This window comes from Noviherbaspirillum suwonense, from assembly GCF_900182955.1.
In the GTDB taxonomy this organism is placed as follows: Bacteria; Pseudomonadota; Gammaproteobacteria; order Burkholderiales; family Burkholderiaceae_D; genus Noviherbaspirillum_A; species Noviherbaspirillum_A suwonense.
The window spans coordinates 497,614-519,946 of the sequence record NZ_FXUL01000001.1; the positions used below are offsets into that span (position 1 = coordinate 497,614).

Consider the following 22,333-nt stretch of genomic DNA (forward strand, 5'->3'; position numbering starts at 1 on the left):
GCCATGAGCAGCGAAAAAACCGAACAGCCTACTCCCCATAAACTGCGCGAAGCCAGGAAAAATGGACAGGTGGCCAAGAGCAAGGACTTCACCCAAACGCTGCTCGTCGGCGCCTTGTTTGTTTATACGCTGATGGATTCAGAACGACTTCTCGGGCGCATGATCAAGCTCATCGAATTGCCTGCCGACCTTGGCTATGCAGAATTCAATGCCTCCTTATCTTCCGTCGTGACCGCGATGACGGTGGAAATGGTTTTCATCCTGCTCCCCTATATCCTCATCGTGATCATCGTCGGCATTTTCGCAGAGACGATCCAGATCGGATTGCTGGTCTCGTTCAAGGTTCTCATGCCCAAGGGAGAGCGGCTGAATCCAGTCAGTAATTTGAAGCAAATGTTCTCGATGAAAAGCATCGTTGAATTTTTGAAGTCCAATATAAAGGTCATGTTTCTGACCGCGGTGATTTTTTTCATTATCCGGAGTTCGATAGACGATCTGGTGAAAATTCCACCGGCTGGCCTCGCCGCTGCCGGCGTGGCCCTTGCCGCCATGCTCAAGAAGCTGATTATTTTCACGTTCATCGCCTTCAGTGCGATTGCCCTGTTCGACCTTTTGTATCAACGCTTCGAACACCGGAAGAGCCTTCGCATGTCGATCGAGGAAATCAAGCAGGAGTACAAGCAGCTGGAAGGAAATCCGGAAATCAAGGGCCACAGGAAACAGCTTGCCAAGGAAATCGCCATGAACGATTCCAATAACAAGACACGCAAGGCAACGGTGGTGGTCAGTAATCCCACTCACCTGGCCATATCGCTTTTTTTTGACGCCGAAGAGACGCCGCTTCCCATCGTCTTGAACAAGGGCCGCGGTGTGATCGCCCATGAAATCATGCGAATCGCACGGGAGGCAGGCGTTCCGATCATGCAGAACATTCCGCTGGCACGGCGGTTGATGGCGGACGCAGTGGTTGATCACTACATCCCTTCCGATCTGGTCGAACCGGTAGCGGAAGTATTGATCGCGCTTCGGCGCCTTGCACAGCAACGTGAGGAGGGCACTTGGTAACGAGCGCGCTGCATCCGGAACTGGCCAGATATCTGGCTGCTGAAAAAGCTGATCAAGCCAGCAGGAGTCCAGATGGTTCGATCAGCATGGTATTCGATGCGCAATACCGCGTGACCTGCCAGGTATTTGCACAGGGCGACCTATTGCTTGAGGCGCGGGTCTTGCGGTTGCCCGACGATGAAGGAAGCCGCACGACGACGGTGGAAATGCTTCTCGAACAGGCCGGACAGAGACTGCAGGACCATGCCGAATGGCTCGCGCTTGGATCGGGTGGACAAATTTTAATGCTTCAACAGATAGTGCCGGCGCAGGCCGATCGCATCCAGTTCAGCAACATGCTGGACAGCTTTGTTAACGCACTTGCCGGGTGGCGTCGCCTGGCGGGTGTCCTCTAGGCGGCAACATGGCAATTCATCGGAAGTGGCTATCGAGAACCTTGAGTCCGGTCGGATCCAGGCTTGCATTGCGCCTTGCGGTACTCGCGGCACTGCTGGCCGGGATGCCGGCTGCGGCCGTATCGCCGCTGCCTGACGCCAGCTTTACCTACATGGCCGATAGCCACCTGCTGCCTGACGTATTCGTTCGTTTTGGCCGCATATTTGGACTTGAGGCGCAACTTACCAATGCAGTGGCATCGTCGACAGCCGTCGTGAACGGCAAAATAAGCACTGCGAATCCCACCGAATTTCTGAATCAGATAGCCGGCTCCTACGGTTTGACCTGGTTCATCCAGAATGGAACGCTGCATGTCAGCCGCAGCAATGAACGCATTACCCGCGTCTTGACCCCGCCAGGAATATCGGCGACCGGCCTGAAGATGGCGTTGACGGAACTGGGTGTGATCGATCCCAAATTCGGTTGGGGCGAAGTCGTCGAGCGCGGGATCGTGCTTGTATCCGGCCCCCCCGGCTATGTCGATATGGTGCTTCGCTCGGTCATCGACCTGCCTTCGATGCCGCCTGACCAGGAACTGCAGGTATTCCGGCTTCGGCATGCTCCGGTTGACGACCGGACGATTTTTTACCGCGACAGGCAGATCGTCACGCCAGGCATTGCCAGCATCCTGCGCGGACTGATATCGGGCGAGAGCAAGACCGGCACCAGTATTGCCCTGTCGGAACTTGCGTCGCCGCTGCGCGGCACCCTAAGCCCGCTTCCACCGATAAATGGCGAAAATGCCCGGGCAGCCAAGTCGGAACCGGGCTCCGTCACAGTAGCGCCTTCGACGGTGAGCTCGCCGAACCGCGCGGTCATCCAGGCTGATCCCCGGCTCAATGCAGTGATCATCAAGGACCGGCCCGAGAACATGCAGATTTACCGTCAGATGATCAGCTTGCTGGACGTACCCAGCCAGCTCGTGGAAATCGAGGCGATGATACTCGACGTGAACGCAAGCCAGGTCGCCGAGCTTGGCGTGGACTGGAACGCAAGGGCGGGGCGGGTGAGCGCGAACATAGGGAATCCGTCGGCGCCGTCCAGCAATCCGTCCGCCGTCATTTCCCTTGGAAACGCAAATTCGGCAACGATCATTTCGAACGCAGCCAATTTCCTGGTAACCCGGATCAACGCGCTCGAAAGCAAGGGGCAGGCGAAAGTCGTGTCGAGACCTTCCATCCTGACGATTGATAACCAGGGAGCGCTGATCGACCTGGCTGAAACGTTCTACATCCAATCGGTCGGTGAGCGCGTTGCCAACGTGACACCAGTCTCGGTAGGCGTCACGCTGAAGGTGACGCCTCATGTCATTGAAGAGGGGGGACGGAAATCGGTGCAGCTGGTAGTGGATATCGAGGATGGCACGAGGACCGATGTCACGATCCAGGGTTTGCCGACTATCCGCAGGAGCAATATTGGTACCCAGGCCGTGATGGCCGAGCATGAAAGCCTGTTGATCGGCGGATTTAATTCAGAGTCCAATATTCGCCAGAAAGACGCGGTTCCCTTGCTTGCCGATCTCCCGGTGGTTGGCGGTCTATTCGCGAATACCAAGTCGACGGTGGAACGCAAGCAGCGGCTATTTCTGATTACGCCAAGAATCATCCGACCCGAAGGCGGCGACACAACCCAGTCTATTTCCTACGCGGTCCCACTTGCTACGCAGGATTCCAGAACGCCGTTGACCAGCTTCTCCCAGGCGCAGTTGCCTCCCACGCCACAGGAATCGCCGAATATGCGTATGGATATGCAGATGAATATCGCTTTGCCGTTACAAACCGAGAATAGGTAACCCGTACGAGCAATATCAATGGCGATAACAGCAGCTACCACCAAGCGCAAGGCGTCGGAAATAAAACAGCGTGCTTCCGTTCGCCTCCCACAATCGCAGCCCGATCTACCTGTCCATCACTCGATGCGCGAACCGGCGGATTTTAGCCCGCTCGTGGCGTCGGCCTGGGCCGACGCCATCATTGCATTCTGGCAGTCGGCCAGCGTTCAGGGCCGGCTGGATCCAACTCAACCGCTCGAAGTGCTGGACCTGATGCCTGGCAGCGGCGAGTCCGTTCGCATCCTGATGCGTGCACTCGAACAACGCATGGCAATGCTGCCGGGCTTTGCGCATTCATTACGCTATTTGATGGTCGGCCATCGGCGCGACAGTTTGACGCCGACGCGATGGCAGTCTGAACTGCAGCCATCGCTACAGGCCGAGAAACTTGTAACCGTCCTGTGGGACCCCGGTCGAGGCGATCCCTGTTTGCTGCGTCCCGGAAAACGGTCCGCATGGAAACCGATTAACCCTGTGGCCGTCATCGCGCACGATAGCTGGGCAAAACTTGGGCAGCGACTTTGCGCGGTCCACTATGGAAGGCTATTGGAAGCGGATATCTGCCGGTTGTCCAAATGCACGACGCCGGCTGAAGAAGCCGGCGAGTGGCGGCCTTTACAAACCGGTCGTGTGGCCGATCGGGTCACATCGCTCATGGAAGGGTGCCTGTCGAAGTTCAACAGCGCTCCCGTTCCGCTTCCGATCGGCGCAATCGACATACTCGAGCGCATCGCGTCGCTCGCTTCGAATGGCTACCTGGTTCTTGCCGCGGCGCCTGGACTCGTGTCCGAGCGTCATATCCGGCTACATCAGTTTTCCGACCTGCTGGCCCACTATCGGCGCTACGCGGAGATGCCGGTCAACTTCTATTTACTGAGCCAGTATGTCGGGGTCCTGGGCGGAGTGAGCTGGCAATCCGAACTCAGACCGGACTATGCGGTTCAGGCCGCAGTCGGCAATCTCCCGGATCCGAAAAGCGCTCTTTCCGTGGCTGTTGCCACCCTAAAATTCGGTGCTGCATCCGATGCACCGTCGCTGGTCGAGGCAGCGCGTGCTGTTGGCGCGGCGAGAGGGGACAACAGGCTGAATGTGCTGCTGGCGCTGATTCGGCGGTCCGAGTTCGACCCGGCCGTTTTTAGCGTGGCCGCGTCGTCGATCATGGACGACCTCCGCACTTCCTCCCGGGTGGAACGCGCAGCGTGGGTAGATGCGTTGGAGCGTACCTGGTCAAATCACCTGCCGTCAGCGCATGCACCTGCGCAGGCGCTGCATCGCAAGCTTGCGCCTGCAGCCATGCGGGTCGGTGCATGGCGCCTGGCGCGCGCCGTGCTGTCGCGTGGAATGCAAATTCATGGGGAGCAAGCCCTTGACCTGGCGCATCTCGCCTGGTGTGAAATGCGAACCGGACAGGGAAACACCGCTCTGGCATTGATCAGGCGTGCGGCAATTCTGAATGGCAATGATCCAACCGTGCGGGAAGTGATGCAGACGGTAGAAGGGAAGATGCAGGGTTGGGACGCCAATTGGAAAGCCAGTGTTTCAAGCCATTCCTTGCCTCTGGCGATAGAGCCTCTCGACGTCGGGCATGCAGAGGCGTTCTGGCATCAATACAGGGACCCGCAGATTGCATTCATGACGGGGCTGCAAACCCTGTCGACACTGGATGCCACCCGAAAATGGATACTCGAGCATGTCGCAGAACCGGGCCGCAAGCCTTATGCGCTTATGCATAGGGAATATGGTTTTGTCGGATATGTTTGCCTGTCAGTCAGCGCACACGAAGCCTATTTCTGTTTTTGGATAGGCGCCGACTTCCAGGGCAGCGGCTTTTCGATCGAATCCGCGCGGCTGCTATTTGATCTGGCAAAACGCCAGGGTGTATTGCATGTCTTTACATCGGCGTATCAAGATAATGCCCGATCGATTGCCGCACTCGAAAAGACCGGTTTTTCGCGGATTGATATTCGTGCCCTGCCGCCGGAAAATGACCGCGTGTTCTTCTTTCTTAACCTGAGCGACGTTTCAGTGCGGGACCAGTCGGAGCGGCTGATTACCTACTATGAGCGAGAAAAGTTGCCGCTTTACTTTCCCGGTCAGGAAACACGTCAGCAAGCTGATCGAGCAGCTATGCAAGCCGCCGTCGCGGTCAATGCGAACGACGCTGCGGTCGAGGCGATGCACGTGCAGGCAAAGGAGTCTTAAATGCCACCAATAGACCGGATCTCAATCAACCGGCCTGAGCCGGACTACTCATTGCAGGTAGAGTACAGACGCCGGCTTGCCCGCCGCCGCCAGCTGGAAGCGCGCGAGTTCAGCCGCCTGGTACTGCCGTCGGTTGAAACGCAATCGCGGCTGCTCGCGAGGAAGGCAGTGGAAAGCCGTAACACGGATAAGGATTGGACGGATCGCGCTTCCTTGGCCAAATCAGAACTTCCTGGTGCAAACATTGAAGATGAGCTGACCGGACTTGCCATCGACATCGCCAGGGAGACCGCGGAGTCGCCATCGGAAGACACGCGCGGTTCTGTCGCGTCACGCCTCCTTCAGCAACGGCGCGCGCCGGAAACCCGGGCTGCAGTTTTCATTCCCGTGGCTGGTGAAAAAGACTCGCCGAGTCACGACACTCATTCAGGCGCACTGGAGCCAAAGCCAACATCGGAATCCAAGGAGGCTATCGATCGTCATGATGCGGCAGGCAGCAGCGTCGCCCTGACTACAAGCGAGCAGGAAATCGATGAACTCTCCTGGATGCAGAGCTTGGAAGTGGCCTTTGCATACGCGGGAAGTGCGACTTCCGATGCCGTTGAGCATCCAATGGAAAAATTCCTTGACCGATTGATTCAAGAGGCGCAGACGCAAGCGGCGCAAACACAAGCGCTGACGTCCGAGTTAAAGGTGGTGCTGGAATCTCTTGCTGCTAAGCGCATTGCTACCTCGACCAGCGACACGGAACCCAACGATTCTCCCAGCCTGCAAGGCCGCTATCGCTTTCTCGACGCGTTTATCGAAACCTTGGCTGCACCGCCAAGCGCAGAGCAGGCGTTCACATCCGACATGCTGGAACCAGCTAGCCCCAAAGTCAGCCCTGAAAGACAGGAGGATTCCCCATCGCCGGCACGCGACCGCGAGAGCCTCTATGAATACCTGGAGCTGCTTTCCAGCGTGGCAGGAGCAAGCACGCCGGCAGCCTTGCAGCGACTTGCCCAAGCACGCCATATCAGTCCGGAAAAAGCATTAATGCGGCTGGCCGCTTCCGGCGACCAGTCGGTTTCCTTGTACATAGCCGAGATAGCCCGGCGTTTCGATGCAATCAGCGCGCGTACTGCGCAAGATGAAAAAAAGTCGGCTCGAATCAGCCGGCTAGGCAATGCAATCGCAACGGAACGACAGTGGATGGAGGCCGCCATCACAGCTGCAGAAAGCAGTGTGGGCTACAGCGCAATATCACGTCGCTTGGAAAGCGATGAGACAAAACGGCGGCTAGCGGAAACATTACCGCAGTTAATCTTACATAAAAGCTGACTGCGGTTCGCGTTCTGCGCAAGCAAAGGTGTTTGGGAGACTACTGGCGGCGCTGGATAAATTCACCGGCCGTCTCTGCAAGATCAGACCGATAGAAACCATTTGCCATTTGAAAGGGACAACGATGTCAACCGAATATGCTTGGAGACGCAGGTTTATCGAGGTAATAGAAGAAGTCTTTCGGGAGCTTCATTTCGACGCACCGGCGATGACCCACGATGTGGACGCCTCGCTGGTTATGGAGCTTGAAGTCGATGGCACTACATTCGAAGTAGTGCACAATCCGCGCGCAAATGAAACGCACTGCCTTATTGAAGGCAGAATTGGACATATCGCAAGCGACAATCCCAATGCCGTACTCACCATGCTTCTCGCAAAAAACCTGGGTATGGCAAAAATATACAGCGGCGTATTTTCCTGCGACATCAAGGACGATAGTGTCCTCTATAGCATCGCGATGGAACTGGAAGAAGCTAGTGGCGGGGCTTTACTACAGGCATTGCGGGAAATAGCAGCACACGCCTATGAATGGCGCCTGATGCTTTCTGGCGCAATAAAGAACCAGGACGGCGCGATAGCTTATGTCTCATCGGCTCTTGCATGATATGAACCGTATAAAACAGGAGGAAAGCATGCATTCGATGCCCACGGAAAGAAGTGCGTTCATGAGTTTGGTGAATGACTTATGCCGGGTACTAAATTATCCCGAACGCAGCAGCGAGGTGCGTGACGATGAAACATTGGTGATGGAAATGACCCTTGAAGGTATTGCCTTCACCGTATCGCACTCATTGAACGAGCAGACTGAAAAAGTGCTGATCCAGGCGGATTTCGGCCAACTGCCTGCGGAAAGAACAACCGACGTTCTCTACAGGATCATGCACCTGAATCGCGAGCTGTCAGAAACAGGGGTTGCCAAGATAGGTTTTGACGACGTGGTTAACGCGGTGATCTACATCCATACAGCGCCGCTGGAGACGCTCGACGGGGCGTCTTTGCTGACTATCATGACCGAAATTACCTGGCGAGCGGAATATTGGCAAACTACTTACTTTTTAAACACTGACAGTCCGAAGATCCCGGAGAATTTCAATGAGAAATTTATTTCATTAGCATAGTGACCGACTCAATTAAAGAGGAATAGTTATCATGGACACCACTGGAGTATCTCCGCGAATCTCAATTAGCGAAAGCTCGACCGTAGATCAGGAAAACGACGTTGATGCACCTGCAGTTGCTCCACCAAGTCAGCCAGTTGTGCGAACAAAACCTCAGGGCTTCAATCTCATCAACCTTTTTCGTTTGTCGCCGCAAGAGCAAGCCCGGCAGGACAGACACGCAGAAGTTTTGCTGGCTCTGAAGGGATATCTCGCAATCCAGCAAAAATTAATCGAAACGAATGAAAAGCTGGACGAAGTGGTTCGCATGCTGTCTGTCGCCACCCATGGTGGGAACAAAAGCCTGTTTGTGGCAGCGATTGACGAAGCAAAAACATCATTCCTTCAATATAAAACGTTGATCAGCGATGGAAATGGTAATGCCAAGGCCATCTTGGCAGAAAATGAAAAAACATTAGTTAAGCAACAGTGGGACAATCTCGCTATCAAAATTGGTAATGTTACGAAATTGAAAAATAGTACTTTCAATTTATTCAAAGATGTCAAAGAAAAATTCGAAAATCTTGAAAAAATACGGAATGAGATGCAGCCTCTGCAAAGAATATTTTCCAATTCACACGCTGGATTATTTAGAGCAGCAACGGCGCCGAATATACTCGTCGGGTCTGAAACGGAAGAGGATTCGGACACAGACTAAAAATAACTCTCCCGAAAAAATTTACTTATAGGAAATTATTTTTCCTTTTAGCAAGAATGGAAATAACGATATGCAACAGGCCCAATTTTTGCGTTAAAGCCATATCCTATCAATCAATTTCATCGATAAGCCATGTAATTTCATGAAAAGATCGTCAGCCGGATTACAGCAATTTCTGGTTATCAGGCAATTTTTGATTTGTTAGTACGTCCTAATTTTTCTGGGTGGACAAGGGTGATTAAGGAATGATTCGAGAAAGTCAATCCCATCAATTAGGGAGATCTCGAAAATCATGCATGCCCTCTACACGCTGTTCCGGATCCTTGCCATCGTATTCATCCATGCTGCTGGTGGCATTTCCCCTCGTCGCCTAGGTGACCATTCAAGCCGACGGATTGCAGCCAGGCCCACCGCATCACTGCACGACGCTACTCTAGCCAGTCGGCCGTTCAAACCCACCCAAGTATCTCTTCTCGCTTGCAGGCATGGCTGGCCATAAGCCGTATCCGCATGCGTTCCTCGATCGAAACTACCTCCAGCCGCTGCCGTAGTCTTCAAAATGTCTTACAAGGAGCATCACCATGGCCGTAACGTCAGAAAGTATTCAGCAACTGACCAAGACTAATGTTCAACCCGCCATCAGCGGCGTAACAGCATACTCCGAGCCAATTCCCGATCTGATGGACCGCGAAAAACTTTTCAGACAACTCGTTGCACAGCACCAGGGCCGACTATATCGCTTCGTTACGAAATACGTCGACCATCCCGACGACGCTGCGGATATCGCGCAGCAGGCATTTGCCGAAGCAAGCCGAACCATAGCCACTTTCCGCGGAGAGTCCAAGTTGTCGACTTGGCTGTTTGGCATTGCCATGAATATGGTGCGCAATTACCTGAGCCGTGCGCCGCACCGAATCTATAAGTTTGAAACAGAAGAAAGCCTCAGCAGTATCGCATCCAATGCCATTGAGCCGAGTGAGCATCTGAATCAGCGAGAAATGCTACAGATTGTATTCGCCGCTCTGGCAGAACTTCCAGAAGAAATGGGGGAAGTGCTCAGTCTGGTTGCAATCGAAGAAGAGTCCTACTTGCACGTCTCCAAAAAGCTTGGTATCCCATTGGGGACTGTAAGAAGCAGAGTATCGAGAGCCAGAGCGGGATTGCGACTGCAACTTGAAAAAAAGGGCGTAAAACTGGCTTTCTAAGGTGCGCGGGCCTCCTGAGTAATGTTGCCGGAGTCGTGTACGGCGACATTACTTTCTTCACGAGGGCATCTTGCACAAATCACGTTTATGTTGAACGAAAAATGCCGATTTGCAGTCCTCACAACTTTCTACCACGTCCTGGCGCTTGCCAAATCATGCTGGCGGCGGTAATTGTCGGATTATCATTCTAGCTCTCTTCATCTTGAAGAGACATTGAATGTTCGCCATATTCAGAGTCAGTTGAGTCTTTGCTTGATGCTGTTTCGACTACGCTAATTTCCAAGCTCCCAAAAACTCGGTTTAGTGATGATTTTAGTGCGTCGAGTTGAGATCCGATACTGGCTTCCGCGCTGCCAATTTCAGTGTGTACGATGCATGCATCCGCGGAGATATCCGCTTGCTCCACAATCTCTATATGGGTAATGGTCGGAAATGCGGCATGTAGCGATCTCAACTCCGATGTCACATAATCCATGTTGCACGGGTTTAGTTTCAGGATTATGTGTTTCTGTCCTCGCATTGCAGCAATAGCAGATTTGACTACAGCGAGGGCCTTTTGATTGTCGTCATAAGCCGCAATTACCTGCCTTACTGAGTCATAGACGAGCGCTGCAAACTGGCTTTCAGTTTTCATCAGATAAAGCACCGTTCTATTGACGGTATCCATCATGCATTCTGCAAATTGCGCCTGCGCCTTTTGCATGCCGTCTTTATAACCGCGAACTTCTTGCTGCAGATAAGCGGATTCTGCTGCGTGAATGATGCTCTTTTCGCGTAAAAATGCGTCATGTATGATCTCTGCTGCAAGGCGGTAAGACCAAAAATCTTTACCTTTGATTATTTTTTCGCCCGCTTCGGGACGTTTTACTGTTGGGTCGCTAGAAAATATGAACGCCATTCCGGCTCCAAAATAGACATGAGTGAATAGATAAGCTTTCGGGCAAAAACTAATTCTATTTTTGGCGCAAAGGAGACGTCAGGAAGCTTAAGAACAGCGCGCAAAAAAAGAGGGCGAGGCGCAGTTGACATCGCCAATTCAAGTAATCCAGAACTCACAGCCTCAAGATCTGCTATTTCGTGATCCACTAGTGGCCACACCGTGCGCGGCAAAAGATTAAAGCCGTTAAGTGCAAATTTATACGCATTGACCCCAAGCCTCTCCCGCCACGCGACAACCTCGTCATGACGTACGCTATGTCGAATTCGAGGATTGAAGAGGACTGCGGCAATATGGCGTTGAAGCCGGCTTAACTGAGGTGGTTCCAACAGAATCAGTGGCCAATCAGGATAATTCATATCGAACGATGCCTGCTCATCGATATTAAGTTTCTTTAATATGAACTGGGATAATGCCGGCTGCGAGCGGGCCGTTTTCCAAACCAGGCTGCTGAGCTTGCCGTCGTCAAAGCCTCTTCTGCGGGAAGGATGAATATAACTAGCAGGACAAAAATTAAACCGGTAAATTTTGCTGGTCAGCAGCGGTGATGATGCCTGTAGCTGGATTAGATTTTCCAATGAGCTCACGACCCCAGTCCGGTATCTTCACGGTTTTTCGATTTCCACACAGGGATAGCACGCCGCCAGCTTGTACCGAAGATCTTCAACGCCATCAATGCGCTTGCTGTTAATGTGGACAAGATAAGAATTAGCATCGTTGCGAGCAAAGCGTTCAAGCCTGCGACGCTTTCATTGGCAACCTGGAAGCCCCAAACTTTAGTGAAGGTAGCTACGTGCAAAAAGTCATCTTTGCTGTTCGGTGACACTGCTGGCAGAAGGATTACCGAAACTTTGTCTACGGTCAGTCCTGGGATGCTGTTTGCAACTAGTCGCTTGATCTGCGTACTGACCTCCTCGAGACTGTTCAATTTTCGGTATTTGACAAAAACAGCCGCAGATGACGGGAGTGTTGGGTCGGTCCCGCTGCTTCTCTCAGGAAGGACGACATGGACCCGCGCTTTTAAAACGCCGTCAATTTGCGATACGGTTGAAGACAGTTCCTGTGAAAGTGCCCATAAATACCGGGCACGTTCCTCGAGAGGAGAGGAAATCAAACCTTCCTTGCGAAAAACTTCTCCCATTTTTGCAAATCGTTCGTGAGGTAGCCCTTCGGCGTTTAACTTGGCAATTGCTTTTCCAATTTGGCGTTGGTCGACAGCGATGCTTGCCATTCCCTCTTTCCCATTTGTCTTGGATGCCGATATGCCGGCGGCCATCAGCGCCGATAGGACCTCGTTCACCTCGCCCTCTGGAACGTCCGTAAGTAACTCAACTGACCGCGAACATCCAGTGACAAGCAAGGCGATTAACAAGCCTGCCACAAGCAGGACTGCGCGAGTAGGGCGTTTTTCCATAAAGGACTGTGCTGTCACTGTTGCTTAACCAACTGCTCGACAGTCTGCTCTGATTTGCTGATGCATTTGGATGCAGTATCAGCTTGCAATGAAACTTCGATGAACGACATGTGCATTTGCAAGGCACTTTGTATGCTCGGACTATTCGCTCCGGCTCCGTCAATTGCGGTATGCAGTTCCCCCGCAGTTTTCATATAGCTATCACTTACCCTAACCAATCCCCTTAATATCGTGTCTCCCATGTTGGCCATGCTGGTCGACGGTTGCGCATGGCTTGCTGCGCCAGCATCGTCGGGTGCAGACAATGCTTCGCTAAGCCAGCCCGCAGCACGCATTTCGTCATCGCTCATCTGTGCGTCCGATGGAACCGTCGGAGCCATGTCATCAGACACCCTCATCCTGCTCGCAACAGCCGTTTCTATGGTCATCGCAGTTCCTTATGCTTTCTGGTAAGAGTCTGTTGCAGCGGCATTGATGAAGTTAAGCGGCTGTGCAATGACATGCATATCCATTCTATGTTGGGAAAGTAATGCCTTGGCAAGCCGGTACTCAGGGCATTCAGACTGTAAGTCAGTGATAAGTTGTCGCAATAAACGTTCTGCCTCGTTGCGGCAGCCAGCAGCGATCAGGCTTAGTGCGATAAAGACTTTGTATTCAACTGTGTTGAAGAAGGGAAGCTGCGCTGCGCTTTGCAGCAAAGCCACCGCGTCCTGAGCATTGCCGGACTCAATGCGTGCCATCGCCAACCCAATATAGCACTGTGGGTCATTTGGCCGTAATGCGCGCAGTCCCGAAAATATCGAATCTGCGGCAGCTGTGTTCCCAGCGCCGCATGCCATTAATCCGATCTCCACAAACAGACGGATTTCATCTGCGTTGAGCACTGAGGAGCGATACATGTTCTTACTCATGAGGACTTGCCACTTTAAGCAAGGAAAGCCATGCTTCGGCCTTTTCTTTCAACTTCTGATTTTTGTCGTGGCTACGCATTGCCATTGTCTTTAAAGCCAACGTAATCAACGAGACTGCTTCCTCCGGCCTTTTCGATAACATAAGGCATTCCGCGCTATGGAGAGCTAGTTCAGGCAGTTCCTTGTCGGTCTCCCACGCTAATCGAAACAATTCCGATGCATCCTGATATGCACCGAGACGCTTCAGACACTTTCCTTGTGCTGCGAGATAAAGAGGATTTAGTGGATCAAGCAGGTTTAGCATTCCGAAAAATCTGGATGCTTCTTGTAATTTACCCTGATCATAGACTTGCACAGCCACATTATAGATAGCATCCATTTCCAGCGAGGGAAAGGGCGAGTTTTTCTTTAAGAATGTAGTGAACGAGTCTAGGAGTAATTGACCCTCAACGACATTACTGTTGGCTAGATCTGTATCCTTAGTTGCTGGCATTGAATTATCCTTCCGCGAATATCGCGCTGACTCAAAGTTTTGAAATCTAGGACATTCTCTTGCTGCTTGCGGTTGAATTATTTGGGTCCTGACTTTGCATATCTTGCAACAAGGCAATTGCTCCTCGAATTGCGTCCCGCATTCCATCGGCGACGGCCATGTACTGCCGATAGAGTGCATTGTTATTTTCCTTTGCGTTATCTGCTTTTTTTGCTTCTATTTGATGTTCTGTAGCTGCATTCCCTAGCGCGCCTTGTACCGCAGGGCTACCCGCTTTCAGAATGCCTGAGGTTGCCGAAAATAGCTGTTGCCGGTTGTTTATGTACTCGGTTTCGGATCTTATTTGAGTACTTTCTTCTCGCAATGTGTTGATCGACTTTGGCGGTACAGCCTTTTTAACATCAGCGACCTGCGCTTCCGATGCGGCAATATCACTTTTAGCCTTTGCCGTCACCCGTTTTACATCGGTTCTATTTGCACTCGGAAGATTTTCCGCATCAGCTGCCAAGGATGCTTGAGGAATTTTAGTTTTGGTCTGTGCGATTTGTGCTTCAGCGCTGGGGCCAGCCGCTGCCAGCTTCATTTCGTCACCTATTCTTGTCTGCTCCGACAATTTTACTTTTAACTGCGTAGTGGTAACAGCACTTGAAACGAATTGAACAACTGAGCTGGCCGCCTCGAGCGATGCCATCGCTATATCTTTTCCAAACTGTGTTTTCTGCTCTTTTTTTAGTTCCTCGATCTGTTTTCTCATGTCAATCAAGACGAGATTAAGCTGACTAGCGGCCATGTCCATCTGGGCTTTTTGCAGCTTTGAAAAAAGAGAAAGGAAGAGCACCATCAAGGAAACGGCAGTTGCTGCAATTGAAAAACCCTGATCGTCCATTGCCTTTAACGCGCTGGAAACATTGTTCCTGTCGTCATCTTTGATGGTGTTAACATTTTCTATTGACCTTATTGAATTCCATTCATCATTTCCGCCCATGCCATCTTGAGAAGAGCTATAAATTTCTTTTTCGATAACGACACTGTAGGACCGAGCAGCGGTTTTTGCGTTTGAAGCTAGTGAGCTCTGAGTTGATTCAATATTTTTTATCGGCTCGAATTCATTTAATAGAAAAGAATTGTTGTTAATCTGGTTTTCAGTCTTCATTGCTATTTCCGCCTCGTGAAAAGTTGTTTTAGAAATGGCAGTTGCGTGCAATGGATACGGAACTTGCGTGGAACGCTTCCATTGCATCAGCGATTCTTGTCCGTAGTGTTTGCTGGAAATCCATTGCGGATCTAAAGTTCTGCTGATTTTTTTCAAACTGTTGCTGGAGTGCTTCAATAACGGATTGAATATCCTTTTCATTGATCTGGCTGGTGCGCAAGTCAGAATTCTGGAATGCCATGATGAAGGAGAGATAGGCGTTGTATCCCGCTCCACCAGCAGTAATCATGGAGCCGGCGGAAGATACGAGCATTGCTACGGTCTGACCACGGGAAGCGGCTTGCGAGACCTGTGCGGTCGTGCTGGCAAGTGCTTCACCCGCATCCGCTGCTGCCTCGACTGTCTTCGTTCCTGTCTGAAGCAGCCCCACGCCCCCACGGATGGCGCTTGCGATACCGACGAACGCGAATAACAGCATGACTACGCCGACCCCCACGCTTACTCCCAGCGAGATTGCTTCCTTTCGCTTTTCGTACTCTTCCTTTGTAAGCGCCCCAGGAGTTCCTGCCTGCGAATTAAGGCCGATCACTAGTGTCCCGCCGTTACGGGTGTCCGCCTCCTGGCATACGATTGCAAGTTCCGGTATCGATATGCTGAGCGGAACTTCTTCCCCATACTCATTTTTTCGCTTACAGCCAATTTCATGTACAACGAGGTCGGCCACGTTTAGTGCCGCCATTACCGCACCTACAACACCGATAACTAGAATAAGGGCGGCGCCTCCGGTGGCGATGGTCAGTGCAATTGCAACAATCGACATAAGAAAGCTTGCGACGCCCAGAACCCAGTTGGCAATTTTTTTTGCTTTTTCATCGTCATCTTTTTTTGCCTGCTGTGCGTTCATTAAAGTTTTATTCGCCAGTTCGGCCGCTCGGTTTTGATCCAGTTCCAAGCTTATTTTGTTTGCGTTGACTATTGCTGTGCGCACATCAGATGATGTAGTTGTTCTTTGAAATTCCTTTAGCAGGGCAATGAAATCAATGATTGAAATTTCAGGAATTTCGAGTTGGGGAATGCTCACAGCCTGAGAAAACTTACTGGCTGCAGATTCGGCGCGATTATAAAATTGTACTGCTGATTGGTCTCGCAGAAATTGCGGTAGAAGTTCCACGTGCGTAAGCTCTTCCAAGGTCTTGGTTTTTGGATAGCTATTTCCGTTTTCAGGAATTTTCTCAAAAATGGGAATGGTCATTTATGTAATCTTTCTTCTATAGCTAGAATTCTTATAAACGTGTAGTTCAAGATTATGCGTTTTCAAATTTCTGAACCAGTTCCAGTATTCCTAATGCTTTCATAGAAATAGCGTCTAAGTTTTCCGCTCCATTAGCGTGATGTGCGGCCCGTCGAAACTGTTCGATTGCCTCAGATTTCTGGTTAAGCCGCAACAGGCACTCACCCAAATGGAAATAAGCCGATGGGTCCTTATGGCCTAGGTCGATTGCCGCCTGATAGAATTTCGCTGCGATTCTAAAGTCAGACTGAACTTGATAGCACGCTGCTAACGCAAGTTGAATCTTTGTGTCAGATTTCGAATACATCAGTAAATAAAGAAATACTTCTGCTGCTTCAGAAAAGCGGGATTGTTGGTATAAAGCATAGCCAAAACTGTAAAGTTGCTTTGCGATTTCCACATTCAACGGCTCATGGTGAAAAATATTTAATAATTCATCCGCAAAATTACACCTGGAAGCAATTATTTTGCTTTCAGCCTCATTGGCGGCTAATTCGTTCTGGTCTGTTTCTAATGCCGGTATCTTGTTCATTAGGTCGACTTAAACCCTTTTATTTTATTGCCGATTCAGTGAATTTCTGGAAATCATGTCCTTTTTTTTATATCTTTGCCGCCACAGTAGTTTGCGTAGTGGTAATGCTCTTAACGACAGCCGTTGATAGCTCTATCGCGGCATTGATTGAGTCCAGCGTTCCTTTCGCCTTCGTGCTTTCCGTTCCAGAGTTGTTTTTGTAGCGATCAACCTGGTTGTTCATCAGATTGATATAATTATTGAATTGGCCGACTGTCATCTGGTTTCTCGTCGTTTCCGTAACCCTGATGCTCTGATCTTTGTCGTAGCCAGGTGGAAAGTCACTAGCGATGCCGAATTGATGGAAATAGTCCATTAACTCGTTAGCCCTTTGCAGCGCATTCTCATCGGTGCCGCCAAAACCGAATGGCTGGTTATCTTTCGGCGGCGTTTCGGATGGCTTGGGGCCGGACTCAAGTACAAGTGATTGCGCGCTGTTCCTGGCTGCCAGCGCGGCGACATCGTTCCTGATTACTTCGTTGATGAATTTGCCGACAGCGCCGAGCACGGTAAATAACGTATAGCAAAGGCGCGACAGTTCCCAGAAGACTTCGGTCGTATCCTTGGGCTCGGTGACCGCGCCATTCTTTATAGCGGGCTGTGGATACTGCTTCCTGATCTCTTCAATGTCGACGGCGGTAAAGATCTTGGGGGTATTTTGCATGGGAATTTTCTTTATAAACGCATTTTCATAAGCTGCATCTCGAACACTGGCTTGTTCTGGAGCTTAAGTAACTGGCACGAGAGCCCGGTTCAAATGGCATCCGATTTTTTGCTTGAACAATTTATGGTGTTTCGGCACAAACTCTTGCGCGTCGAGTGCCCATAATTTTGAGCCTTCATGCTTGCTAGTAATTAGGTTGTAAAGCGGTCGCACGGTTTGCAGGCGCGACATTATTCCTTGCTCAATAAAGACCTAACCAAGACATGACAGCAATCCGAAAAGAGGAACGGCAGTTTTCGTCCGGTTTGAACATCGTTTCACCATTCGTCACGCCGGCACTGGCAATTCCGTTGCGCGCGGATGTCGGTCCGGCGGATATTCCGGCACGCTCTGAACTGGCGTTGTTATTCGCGCTGCCGGATTTGAACGATGCCATTCTGAAAGCGCTGCAGCCCGACCTGAGTACCCTGGACATCCTTTTACCCGCCCGGTTTCTTGAAGCGCTCTGTGCGGCGCCCAGAGAGCTGCGGCTGGCGGCGCAAGCGCTTCCGAAAGCGGCCCGGGCGTTGGGCACAGCCGCGTCCCTGGTATCGGACGAAATCGGTCGTAGAAATCAGGTCTGGCTACTGCAGGCTGCGCTGCGTCAGATATGAGCCGTTCCCCTTCGTCCAATCCCCTTGCTCCCGAGCAGCGCGACCTACTCAAGGTTCTTGCGCATACCTATCTCCAGTATGGTCTTGCCGAAAAGGCGGCCGTTCTACTTCATGCAATGCATGCGATGGATTCTTCCGATCGGCATGTCGTCAAGTCCCTGGCCTACGCTTATCTGCGCTCCGATCGGCCCCACGAGGCATTGCTGCTGCTCGATTCGCTTGCCGAAATCGGCAATCATGGTGAAGACGTTTTTTTGTTGCGCAGTTTGGCTTATTCCCGGACGGGGCGGCGTGCCGATGCAGCGAGGTCCATGCGATGTTTCGTCGGCGCCAGGGCCGGGGTAACTGAAAGCGGGTCGCGCTAGCATGGATGCGATCTTCAATACGGTGCAGTCGATGCTGCAGCGCATCGTCAGGCGCAATGACCTCGTGCTTGCTACGCTGATCGTCTGCATCATCTTCATGATGATATTGCCGCTGCCGACGTGGCTGATCGACGGCCTCATTGCCGTCAACATGTGCCTGTCGGCCATTTTGCTGATGGTGGCGATGTATTTGCCAAGTCCACTGGCGTTCTCGTCCTTTCCGTCGGTCCTGCTTGTCACGACCCTGTTCCGGCTGGCGATCGGCATCGCGACCACGCGGCTGATACTGCTCGACGGCGATGCAGGCCACATCATCTACACGTTCGGTAACTTCGTGGTGGGCGGCAACCTGGTCGTCGGCTTGGTCGTCTTCCTGATCCTGACGATCGTCCAGTTTGTCGTGATCACCAAGGGAACTGAGCGGGTCGCCGAGGTCGGGGCGCGATTTTCCCTCGACGCGATGCCCGGCAAGCAGATGTCGATCGACGGCGACATGCGCGCCGGCGTGATCGACATGGACGAGGCCAGGCGCAGACGCGGCCTGGTCGAAAAGGAAAGCCAGCTATACGGTGCGATGGACGGCGCGATGAAATTCGTCAAGGGTGATGCCATCGCTGGACTGATCATCGTTGCCGTCAATCTGCTTGGAGGATTGATCGTCGGCGTCACCCAACGTGGAATGTCGGCGAGCCAGGCGATCAAGGTTTATTCGATCCTGACCATTGGTGATGGGCTTATTTCCCAGATTCCTGCGCTGTTCATTTCGATTTGCGCGGGCATGATCGTGACCCGGGTGACATCATCGGACGGCGCTTCCAACATCGGCTCCGACATCGGTTCGCAATTGTTGTCCCAGCCCAAGGCTTTCATGATCGGCTCTGTCGTCATGCTCGGATTCGGCCTGATACCGGGCATGCCTACCATGACTTTCCTGATACTGAGCGCAGTTGTCGGGGCGGCTGGATATACGTTCTTTCGCGGCGAACGCCGGGTCGTGGATGCGAAGACCGGAAAGGTGACGACCGTATCGGCGATGGACGCGGATGCGCGGGGCTCCCAGGCCGGCAAGCCGGCGGATGGCGATACCTTCAAGCCCACGGTGCCGTTGATGGTGGATGTCCATCCCGGCCTGGAAAGCGCCTTTTCGTATGAACTTTTGAACGATGAGCTCGTCAGGATAAGGCGCGCACTATATTTCGACCTCGGCGTGGTGTTTCCCGGCATTCAGCTCCGCTTCAGTGGAGAGATGCCGTTGCAAAACTATGCATTGATGGTTGCCGAAATTCCGGTGTCCCAAGGCAGGCTCAGGCCGGATTATCTGCTGGTGCGCGAGCATCCGGACAACCTAGCAGCCCTGTCGATTCCGTTCGAGACGGACAAAAAGTTTCTGCCTGGCCTCGCAACGATATGGGTGAGCGGCGAGCTCAAGGGGCCGCTGTCCCGTGCGGGCATTTCCTTTCTTGAGCCCACGCAGGTCCTGAGCTATCACATCGCGTTCGTGCTTAAAAAATATGCGTCCGAATTTCTCGGCATTCAGGAAACCCGGTTGATCATCACTGAAGTCGAGTCCGCGTTTCCGGAGCTCGCAAAGGAAGTGCAGCGCGTGCTTCCAATACACAAGATTGCTGAAATCCTGCAGCGGCTGGTCAGCGAGGAAATTTCGATACGCAATGTCCGCGCGGTGATGGAGGCGCTCATCGAATGGGGCCAGAAGGAAAAGGATTCCGTGCTGCTGACCGAGTACGTGCGCGTGGCGCTCAAGCGGCACATCAGCCACAAATATTCCAATGGCCAGAACATCCTTGCTGCCTACCTGCTCGCGCCGTCCGTCGAGGATACGGTGCGCGGCGCGATCCGGCAGACTTCCGGCGGCTCCTACCTGGCCCTGGATCCCACCGTTTCGCGCAAGCTGCTTGAAAAGATTAAAGCCACTGTCGGCGATATCGGGATGATGTCGGCCAGGCCGGTCATGTTGACATCGATGGACATCCGGCGATACATGCGCAAGTTGATCGAGCAGGATCTATACGAACTTGCGGTGGTTTCGTACCAGGAGCTGACGTCGGAAATAAATATCCAGCCACTCGCGAAGATCGAGATATGAACACCTCGGACTACAGGAAGGGATATTTTTCGGGGTCAGTTATCAGGCTCGTCTTCCTCGCCTGTGAGTGTCGCATTGCGTTCACTCATGAACGTCTGCAGATGGGCTTGCCCTTCGGCTATCAGCGCAAAGGCGGGGACGATCTTCAGCACATCGGAGATGGCGAGCAGGCTGCCAAATTGCGGGCTGGCGCCTGTGACAACGATGCAGCCGCGATGCCGTTGAATCCGGTTCGCCGCGTCCAGAATGATCCGCAGCGTTGCGGCGCTTACCAGCGTGGCAAGGCTGAAGTCGATGATGACATGAAAGACGCCGTCATTCGTTGCGATGGCAAGCCTGTCCCGGATTTCCTTGCCAACTTCGAAATCGACGTCGTGTCCGGGGCGGAGAAAAAGTACGCCGTTCACAGTGTCGGAATAGATGCTCATCGCGGATCTCGGGTACCAAAAATGTATTGTAACTGTTAGTCAAAGTTCGGGAAGATATTGTGAATGCGTTGCTTGGCGCTGATGCCTATGGAATGTCGGAAGAGGCACCGGTAGAGCTCAGGATTCTGCATGGAGCTCAAGCCGGAAGCCGTCTGTGCCTGTCGGTCGGCGAATATATGCTGGGCGCGGACGACAGCTGCACCCTGATTCTGGAAGGAAGCGGCATCGAAGACCGGCATGCCGTATTGCGGTTCGATGGCGAAGATGCGTGGATCGATCCGCTCGATGGACTCGTGCGCAACGCGCATGGCGATGAAATCGACGAGGAAGAGGAGTTGACGTTCGGGTTGCCCGTCCAGCTTGGCAACGTATGGATTTCGGTGGACAGGGAGGACGCGCCCTGGCCCGACCACAGCTCCGTGATGCCGATAAGGAGTGGAACAGCAAGCGGTGAGGAAACCCGCCATGTACTCGAATCGCAGGATGCAGACGACCCTGCGGCAGAGAACGACGTTGCGACGGAGATCGATGCGCTGGCTGCCGTGCCATCGGCACGCGGAAGATGGTGGCCTTATGTTTTCCTGATTGTTCCGTTGCTGATGGCCGGCGGTTTTGGCGTCTTCAGCCTGCTCCAGGCGAGACATGTCGCGGAAGTGGCCGATGCGATCCCCGCGGTGACCGAGGCAGCGCCAGACCCGGCGCCCGTTGGGGTGCAGGAACTGCTCAAGGATTTTCCGCGTACGAAGCTGGTCCTGGAGCAGGCGAAGGAGCATGGCCAGGGACAGGCGAGAGGGCAGTGGGTCGTGACCGGGTACGTGCGCAGTTCGGAGCAGCAGCGCGTGCTTTCCGGCCTGCTCGAACCGATGTCGCCGACTGCGCAGCTCAAGGTATTGGTGGAAGACGACCTGATGCAAGCCGCCAGGAAGCTTCTCGCCGCGGACGCTACGGCCGTCCATGTGAAAGTTGAAACCGTGACGGGCGGGGTGGTGCAGCTGGCTGGCGCAGCGTCGTCGGCAGCCGAGGTGGCGAAGCTGGAGGCAAGGCTGCTGGCGGACGTGACGGGCATCGTGGAAGTCCAATCGCAAGTATTGCTCCCCGAGCAGTTGCGCAAGGTGCTGCGGGACAGGATTACGGCGGCCGGTCTCGCCGATCGCCTTGTGATCGGCGCCGAAGCGCCGGAAATGAATCTGTCCGGAAAATTGACGATGGAGGAAATTCGTCGCTGGGAAGATTTGCTGGTCGCGTTCAATCGCGACTATGGCAATGTGCTGGCGATCAGGGCAACGGTGAGCCGGCTGATTCCGAAGCCGCCGGTCGGCGTCCTCGCGATTGTCGGCGGAGCGGTGCCCTACATCGTTACCCAGACCGGCGAACACGTCAACCAAGGTGGGGAAGTGAATGGCCATACGCTGGTTTCCGTAAAGGATGGAGAGGTTGTTTTCGAGGGGCGCCAGCGGGTGCGCATTGCGAGGTGAA

At 52.9% G+C, this 22,333-nt stretch carries 24 protein-coding genes; 13 read left to right on the top strand and 11 right to left on the bottom strand.

Going from position 1 to position 22,333, the window contains the following annotated elements; translation table 11 throughout:
• The first annotated feature begins 3 nt into the window (after positions 1–3).
• The 9 genes from sctU (at position 4) to QOL82_RS02375 (ending at position 9,873) form a co-directional block, all read left to right on the top strand.
• Positions 4–1,065 (top strand): type III secretion system export apparatus subunit SctU, encoded by a 1,062-nt coding sequence (gene sctU, locus QOL82_RS02335; protein ID WP_283440605.1) that lies wholly within the window; start codon positions 4–6, stop codon positions 1,063–1,065.
• The gene (locus QOL82_RS02340; protein ID WP_283440606.1) at positions 1,059–1,460 is read left to right on the top strand and encodes a CesT family type III secretion system chaperone; all 402 of its coding nucleotides are present in this window, start codon (positions 1,059–1,061) and stop codon (positions 1,458–1,460) included. Before sctU ends, QOL82_RS02340 begins: the two co-directional genes overlap by 7 nt.
• A gap of 8 nt (positions 1,461–1,468) precedes the next feature.
• Entirely contained in the window at positions 1,469–3,292 is a 1,824-nt protein-coding gene (sctC, locus tag QOL82_RS02345; protein WP_283440607.1) for a type III secretion system outer membrane ring subunit SctC, read from the top strand.
• 18 nt (positions 3,293–3,310) lie between these two features.
• A complete protein-coding gene (locus tag QOL82_RS02350) occupies positions 3,311–5,533 on the top strand; it encodes a GNAT family N-acetyltransferase (RefSeq protein WP_283440608.1) in 2,223 nt (740 codons plus the stop codon).
• The gene (locus QOL82_RS02355) at positions 5,534–6,853 is read left to right on the top strand and encodes a hypothetical protein (RefSeq protein ID WP_283440609.1); all 1,320 of its coding nucleotides are present in this window, start codon (positions 5,534–5,536) and stop codon (positions 6,851–6,853) included.
• A 124-nt stretch (positions 6,854–6,977) separates the two neighbouring features.
• The gene (locus tag QOL82_RS02360; protein ID WP_283440610.1) at positions 6,978–7,457 is read left to right on the top strand and encodes a CesT family type III secretion system chaperone; all 480 of its coding nucleotides are present in this window, start codon (positions 6,978–6,980) and stop codon (positions 7,455–7,457) included.
• Positions 7,458–7,485: 28 nt separating this feature from the next.
• Complete coding sequence (locus QOL82_RS02365; protein WP_283440611.1) at positions 7,486–7,971, top strand: CesT family type III secretion system chaperone; 486 nt, start codon at positions 7,486–7,488, stop codon at positions 7,969–7,971.
• A gap of 31 nt (positions 7,972–8,002) precedes the next feature.
• A complete protein-coding gene (locus QOL82_RS02370) occupies positions 8,003–8,668 on the top strand; it encodes a hypothetical protein (RefSeq protein ID WP_283440612.1) in 666 nt (221 codons plus the stop codon).
• Between the two features lie 581 nt (positions 8,669–9,249).
• Positions 9,250–9,873, top strand: coding sequence for an RNA polymerase sigma factor (locus QOL82_RS02375; RefSeq protein ID WP_283440613.1), 624 nt, complete (start codon positions 9,250–9,252; stop codon positions 9,871–9,873).
• Between the two features lie 187 nt (positions 9,874–10,060).
• On the opposite strand, the gene sctL is transcribed toward QOL82_RS02375, so the two are convergent.
• The 10 genes from sctL to QOL82_RS02425 form a co-directional block, all read right to left on the bottom strand.
• Positions 10,061–10,771, bottom strand: a complete 711-nt coding sequence (gene sctL, locus QOL82_RS02380) for a type III secretion system stator protein SctL (RefSeq protein ID WP_283440614.1) — start codon at positions 10,769–10,771, stop codon at positions 10,061–10,063.
• Positions 10,738–11,397 (bottom strand): SctK family type III secretion system sorting platform protein, encoded by a 660-nt coding sequence (locus QOL82_RS02385; protein ID WP_283440615.1) that lies wholly within the window; start codon positions 11,395–11,397, stop codon positions 10,738–10,740. Before QOL82_RS02385 ends, sctL begins: the two co-directional genes overlap by 34 nt.
• Positions 11,394–12,224: a type III secretion system inner membrane ring lipoprotein SctJ gene (gene sctJ / locus QOL82_RS02390; protein ID WP_283440616.1), complete on the bottom strand. Its 831-nt coding sequence runs from the start codon at positions 12,222–12,224 to the stop codon at positions 11,394–11,396. The genes QOL82_RS02385 and sctJ overlap by 4 nt, the downstream gene beginning before the upstream one ends.
• A gap of 14 nt (positions 12,225–12,238) precedes the next feature.
• Positions 12,239–12,652 (bottom strand): EscF/YscF/HrpA family type III secretion system needle major subunit, encoded by a 414-nt coding sequence (locus tag QOL82_RS02395; protein WP_283440617.1) that lies wholly within the window; start codon positions 12,650–12,652, stop codon positions 12,239–12,241.
• A 9-nt stretch (positions 12,653–12,661) separates the two neighbouring features.
• Positions 12,662–13,135: a tetratricopeptide repeat protein gene (locus QOL82_RS02400; protein WP_283440618.1), complete on the bottom strand. Its 474-nt coding sequence runs from the start codon at positions 13,133–13,135 to the stop codon at positions 12,662–12,664.
• Positions 13,128–13,628, bottom strand: a complete 501-nt coding sequence (locus QOL82_RS02405; protein ID WP_283440619.1) for a tetratricopeptide repeat protein — start codon at positions 13,626–13,628, stop codon at positions 13,128–13,130. Before QOL82_RS02405 ends, QOL82_RS02400 begins: the two co-directional genes overlap by 8 nt.
• A 46-nt stretch (positions 13,629–13,674) precedes the next feature.
• Positions 13,675–14,781, bottom strand: a complete 1,107-nt coding sequence (locus QOL82_RS02410; RefSeq protein WP_283440620.1) for a hypothetical protein — start codon at positions 14,779–14,781, stop codon at positions 13,675–13,677.
• Positions 14,782–14,809: 28 nt separating this feature from the next.
• Entirely contained in the window at positions 14,810–16,033 is a 1,224-nt protein-coding gene (locus QOL82_RS02415) for a nucleoside phosphorylase-I family protein (protein ID WP_283440621.1), read from the bottom strand.
• A 52-nt stretch (positions 16,034–16,085) separates the two neighbouring features.
• A complete protein-coding gene (locus QOL82_RS02420) occupies positions 16,086–16,604 on the bottom strand; it encodes a tetratricopeptide repeat protein (protein ID WP_283440622.1) in 519 nt (172 codons plus the stop codon).
• A 67-nt stretch (positions 16,605–16,671) separates the two neighbouring features.
• Positions 16,672–17,307: a hypothetical protein gene (locus QOL82_RS02425; RefSeq protein WP_283440623.1), complete on the bottom strand. Its 636-nt coding sequence runs from the start codon at positions 17,305–17,307 to the stop codon at positions 16,672–16,674.
• A 263-nt stretch (positions 17,308–17,570) separates the two neighbouring features.
• Between QOL82_RS02425 and sctX the strand changes: the two genes are divergently transcribed.
• From sctX to sctV, 3 genes are read left to right on the top strand one after another with little or no spacing between them, the layout of a single operon-like run.
• On the top strand, positions 17,571–17,960 hold the full coding sequence (gene sctX, locus QOL82_RS02430) for a type III secretion apparatus assembly protein SctX (RefSeq protein WP_283440624.1): 390 nt from the start codon (positions 17,571–17,573) through the stop codon (positions 17,958–17,960).
• The gene (gene sctY / locus QOL82_RS02435; RefSeq protein ID WP_283440625.1) at positions 17,957–18,325 is read left to right on the top strand and encodes a type III secretion apparatus assembly chaperone SctY; all 369 of its coding nucleotides are present in this window, start codon (positions 17,957–17,959) and stop codon (positions 18,323–18,325) included. Before sctX ends, sctY begins: the two co-directional genes overlap by 4 nt.
• 1 nt (position 18,326) lies before the next feature.
• Positions 18,327–20,429 carry a type III secretion system export apparatus subunit SctV gene (gene sctV, locus QOL82_RS02440; RefSeq protein ID WP_283440626.1) on the top strand — a complete coding sequence of 701 codons (2,103 nt, stop codon included), beginning with the start codon at positions 18,327–18,329 and terminating at the stop codon, positions 20,427–20,429.
• Between the two features lie 35 nt (positions 20,430–20,464).
• Here sctV and QOL82_RS02445 read toward each other — a convergent pair whose 3' ends face one another.
• Positions 20,465–20,857, bottom strand: coding sequence for an STAS domain-containing protein (locus tag QOL82_RS02445; RefSeq protein WP_283440627.1), 393 nt, complete (start codon positions 20,855–20,857; stop codon positions 20,465–20,467).
• Positions 20,858–20,916: 59 nt separating this feature from the next.
• Here QOL82_RS02445 and sctD point away from each other — a divergent pair, with 59 nt between their 5' ends.
• Positions 20,917–22,332 (top strand): type III secretion system inner membrane ring subunit SctD, encoded by a 1,416-nt coding sequence (gene sctD, locus QOL82_RS02450; RefSeq protein WP_283440628.1) that lies wholly within the window; start codon positions 20,917–20,919, stop codon positions 22,330–22,332.
• The last annotated feature ends 1 nt before the right edge of the window (position 22,333 follow it).

Excerpts from the sequence above, each read along its gene's own strand:
- sctU (WP_283440605.1), top strand. The coding sequence starts at position 4 with ATGAGCAGCGAAAAAACCGAACAGCCTACTCCCCATAAACTGCGCGAA.
- sctC (WP_283440607.1), top strand. The coding sequence starts at position 1,469 with ATGGCAATTCATCGGAAGTGGCTATCGAGAACCTTGAGTCCGGTCGGA.
- QOL82_RS02350 (WP_283440608.1), top strand. The coding sequence starts at position 3,311 with ATGGCGATAACAGCAGCTACCACCAAGCGCAAGGCGTCGGAAATAAAA.
- QOL82_RS02355 (WP_283440609.1), top strand. The coding sequence starts at position 5,534 with ATGCCACCAATAGACCGGATCTCAATCAACCGGCCTGAGCCGGACTAC.
- QOL82_RS02360 (WP_283440610.1), top strand. The coding sequence starts at position 6,978 with ATGTCAACCGAATATGCTTGGAGACGCAGGTTTATCGAGGTAATAGAA.
- QOL82_RS02365 (WP_283440611.1), top strand. The coding sequence starts at position 7,486 with ATGCATTCGATGCCCACGGAAAGAAGTGCGTTCATGAGTTTGGTGAAT.
- QOL82_RS02370 (WP_283440612.1), top strand. The coding sequence starts at position 8,003 with ATGGACACCACTGGAGTATCTCCGCGAATCTCAATTAGCGAAAGCTCG.
- QOL82_RS02375 (WP_283440613.1), top strand. The coding sequence starts at position 9,250 with ATGGCCGTAACGTCAGAAAGTATTCAGCAACTGACCAAGACTAATGTT.
- sctL (WP_283440614.1), bottom strand. The coding sequence starts at position 10,771 with ATGGCGTTCATATTTTCTAGCGACCCAACAGTAAAACGTCCCGAAGCG.
- sctJ (WP_283440616.1), bottom strand. The coding sequence starts at position 12,224 with ATGGAAAAACGCCCTACTCGCGCAGTCCTGCTTGTGGCAGGCTTGTTA.
- QOL82_RS02395 (WP_283440617.1), bottom strand. The coding sequence starts at position 12,652 with ATGACCATAGAAACGGCTGTTGCGAGCAGGATGAGGGTGTCTGATGAC.
- QOL82_RS02400 (WP_283440618.1), bottom strand. The coding sequence starts at position 13,135 with ATGAGTAAGAACATGTATCGCTCCTCAGTGCTCAACGCAGATGAAATC.
- QOL82_RS02405 (WP_283440619.1), bottom strand. The coding sequence starts at position 13,628 with ATGCCAGCAACTAAGGATACAGATCTAGCCAACAGTAATGTCGTTGAG.
- QOL82_RS02410 (WP_283440620.1), bottom strand. The coding sequence starts at position 14,781 with ATGAAGACTGAAAACCAGATTAACAACAATTCTTTTCTATTAAATGAA.
- QOL82_RS02415 (WP_283440621.1), bottom strand. The coding sequence starts at position 16,033 with ATGACCATTCCCATTTTTGAGAAAATTCCTGAAAACGGAAATAGCTAT.
- QOL82_RS02420 (WP_283440622.1), bottom strand. The coding sequence starts at position 16,604 with ATGAACAAGATACCGGCATTAGAAACAGACCAGAACGAATTAGCCGCC.
- QOL82_RS02425 (WP_283440623.1), bottom strand. The coding sequence starts at position 17,307 with ATGCAAAATACCCCCAAGATCTTTACCGCCGTCGACATTGAAGAGATC.
- sctX (WP_283440624.1), top strand. The coding sequence starts at position 17,571 with ATGACAGCAATCCGAAAAGAGGAACGGCAGTTTTCGTCCGGTTTGAAC.
- sctY (WP_283440625.1), top strand. The coding sequence starts at position 17,957 with ATGAGCCGTTCCCCTTCGTCCAATCCCCTTGCTCCCGAGCAGCGCGAC.
- sctV (WP_283440626.1), top strand. The coding sequence starts at position 18,327 with ATGGATGCGATCTTCAATACGGTGCAGTCGATGCTGCAGCGCATCGTC.
- QOL82_RS02445 (WP_283440627.1), bottom strand. The coding sequence starts at position 20,857 with ATGAGCATCTATTCCGACACTGTGAACGGCGTACTTTTTCTCCGCCCC.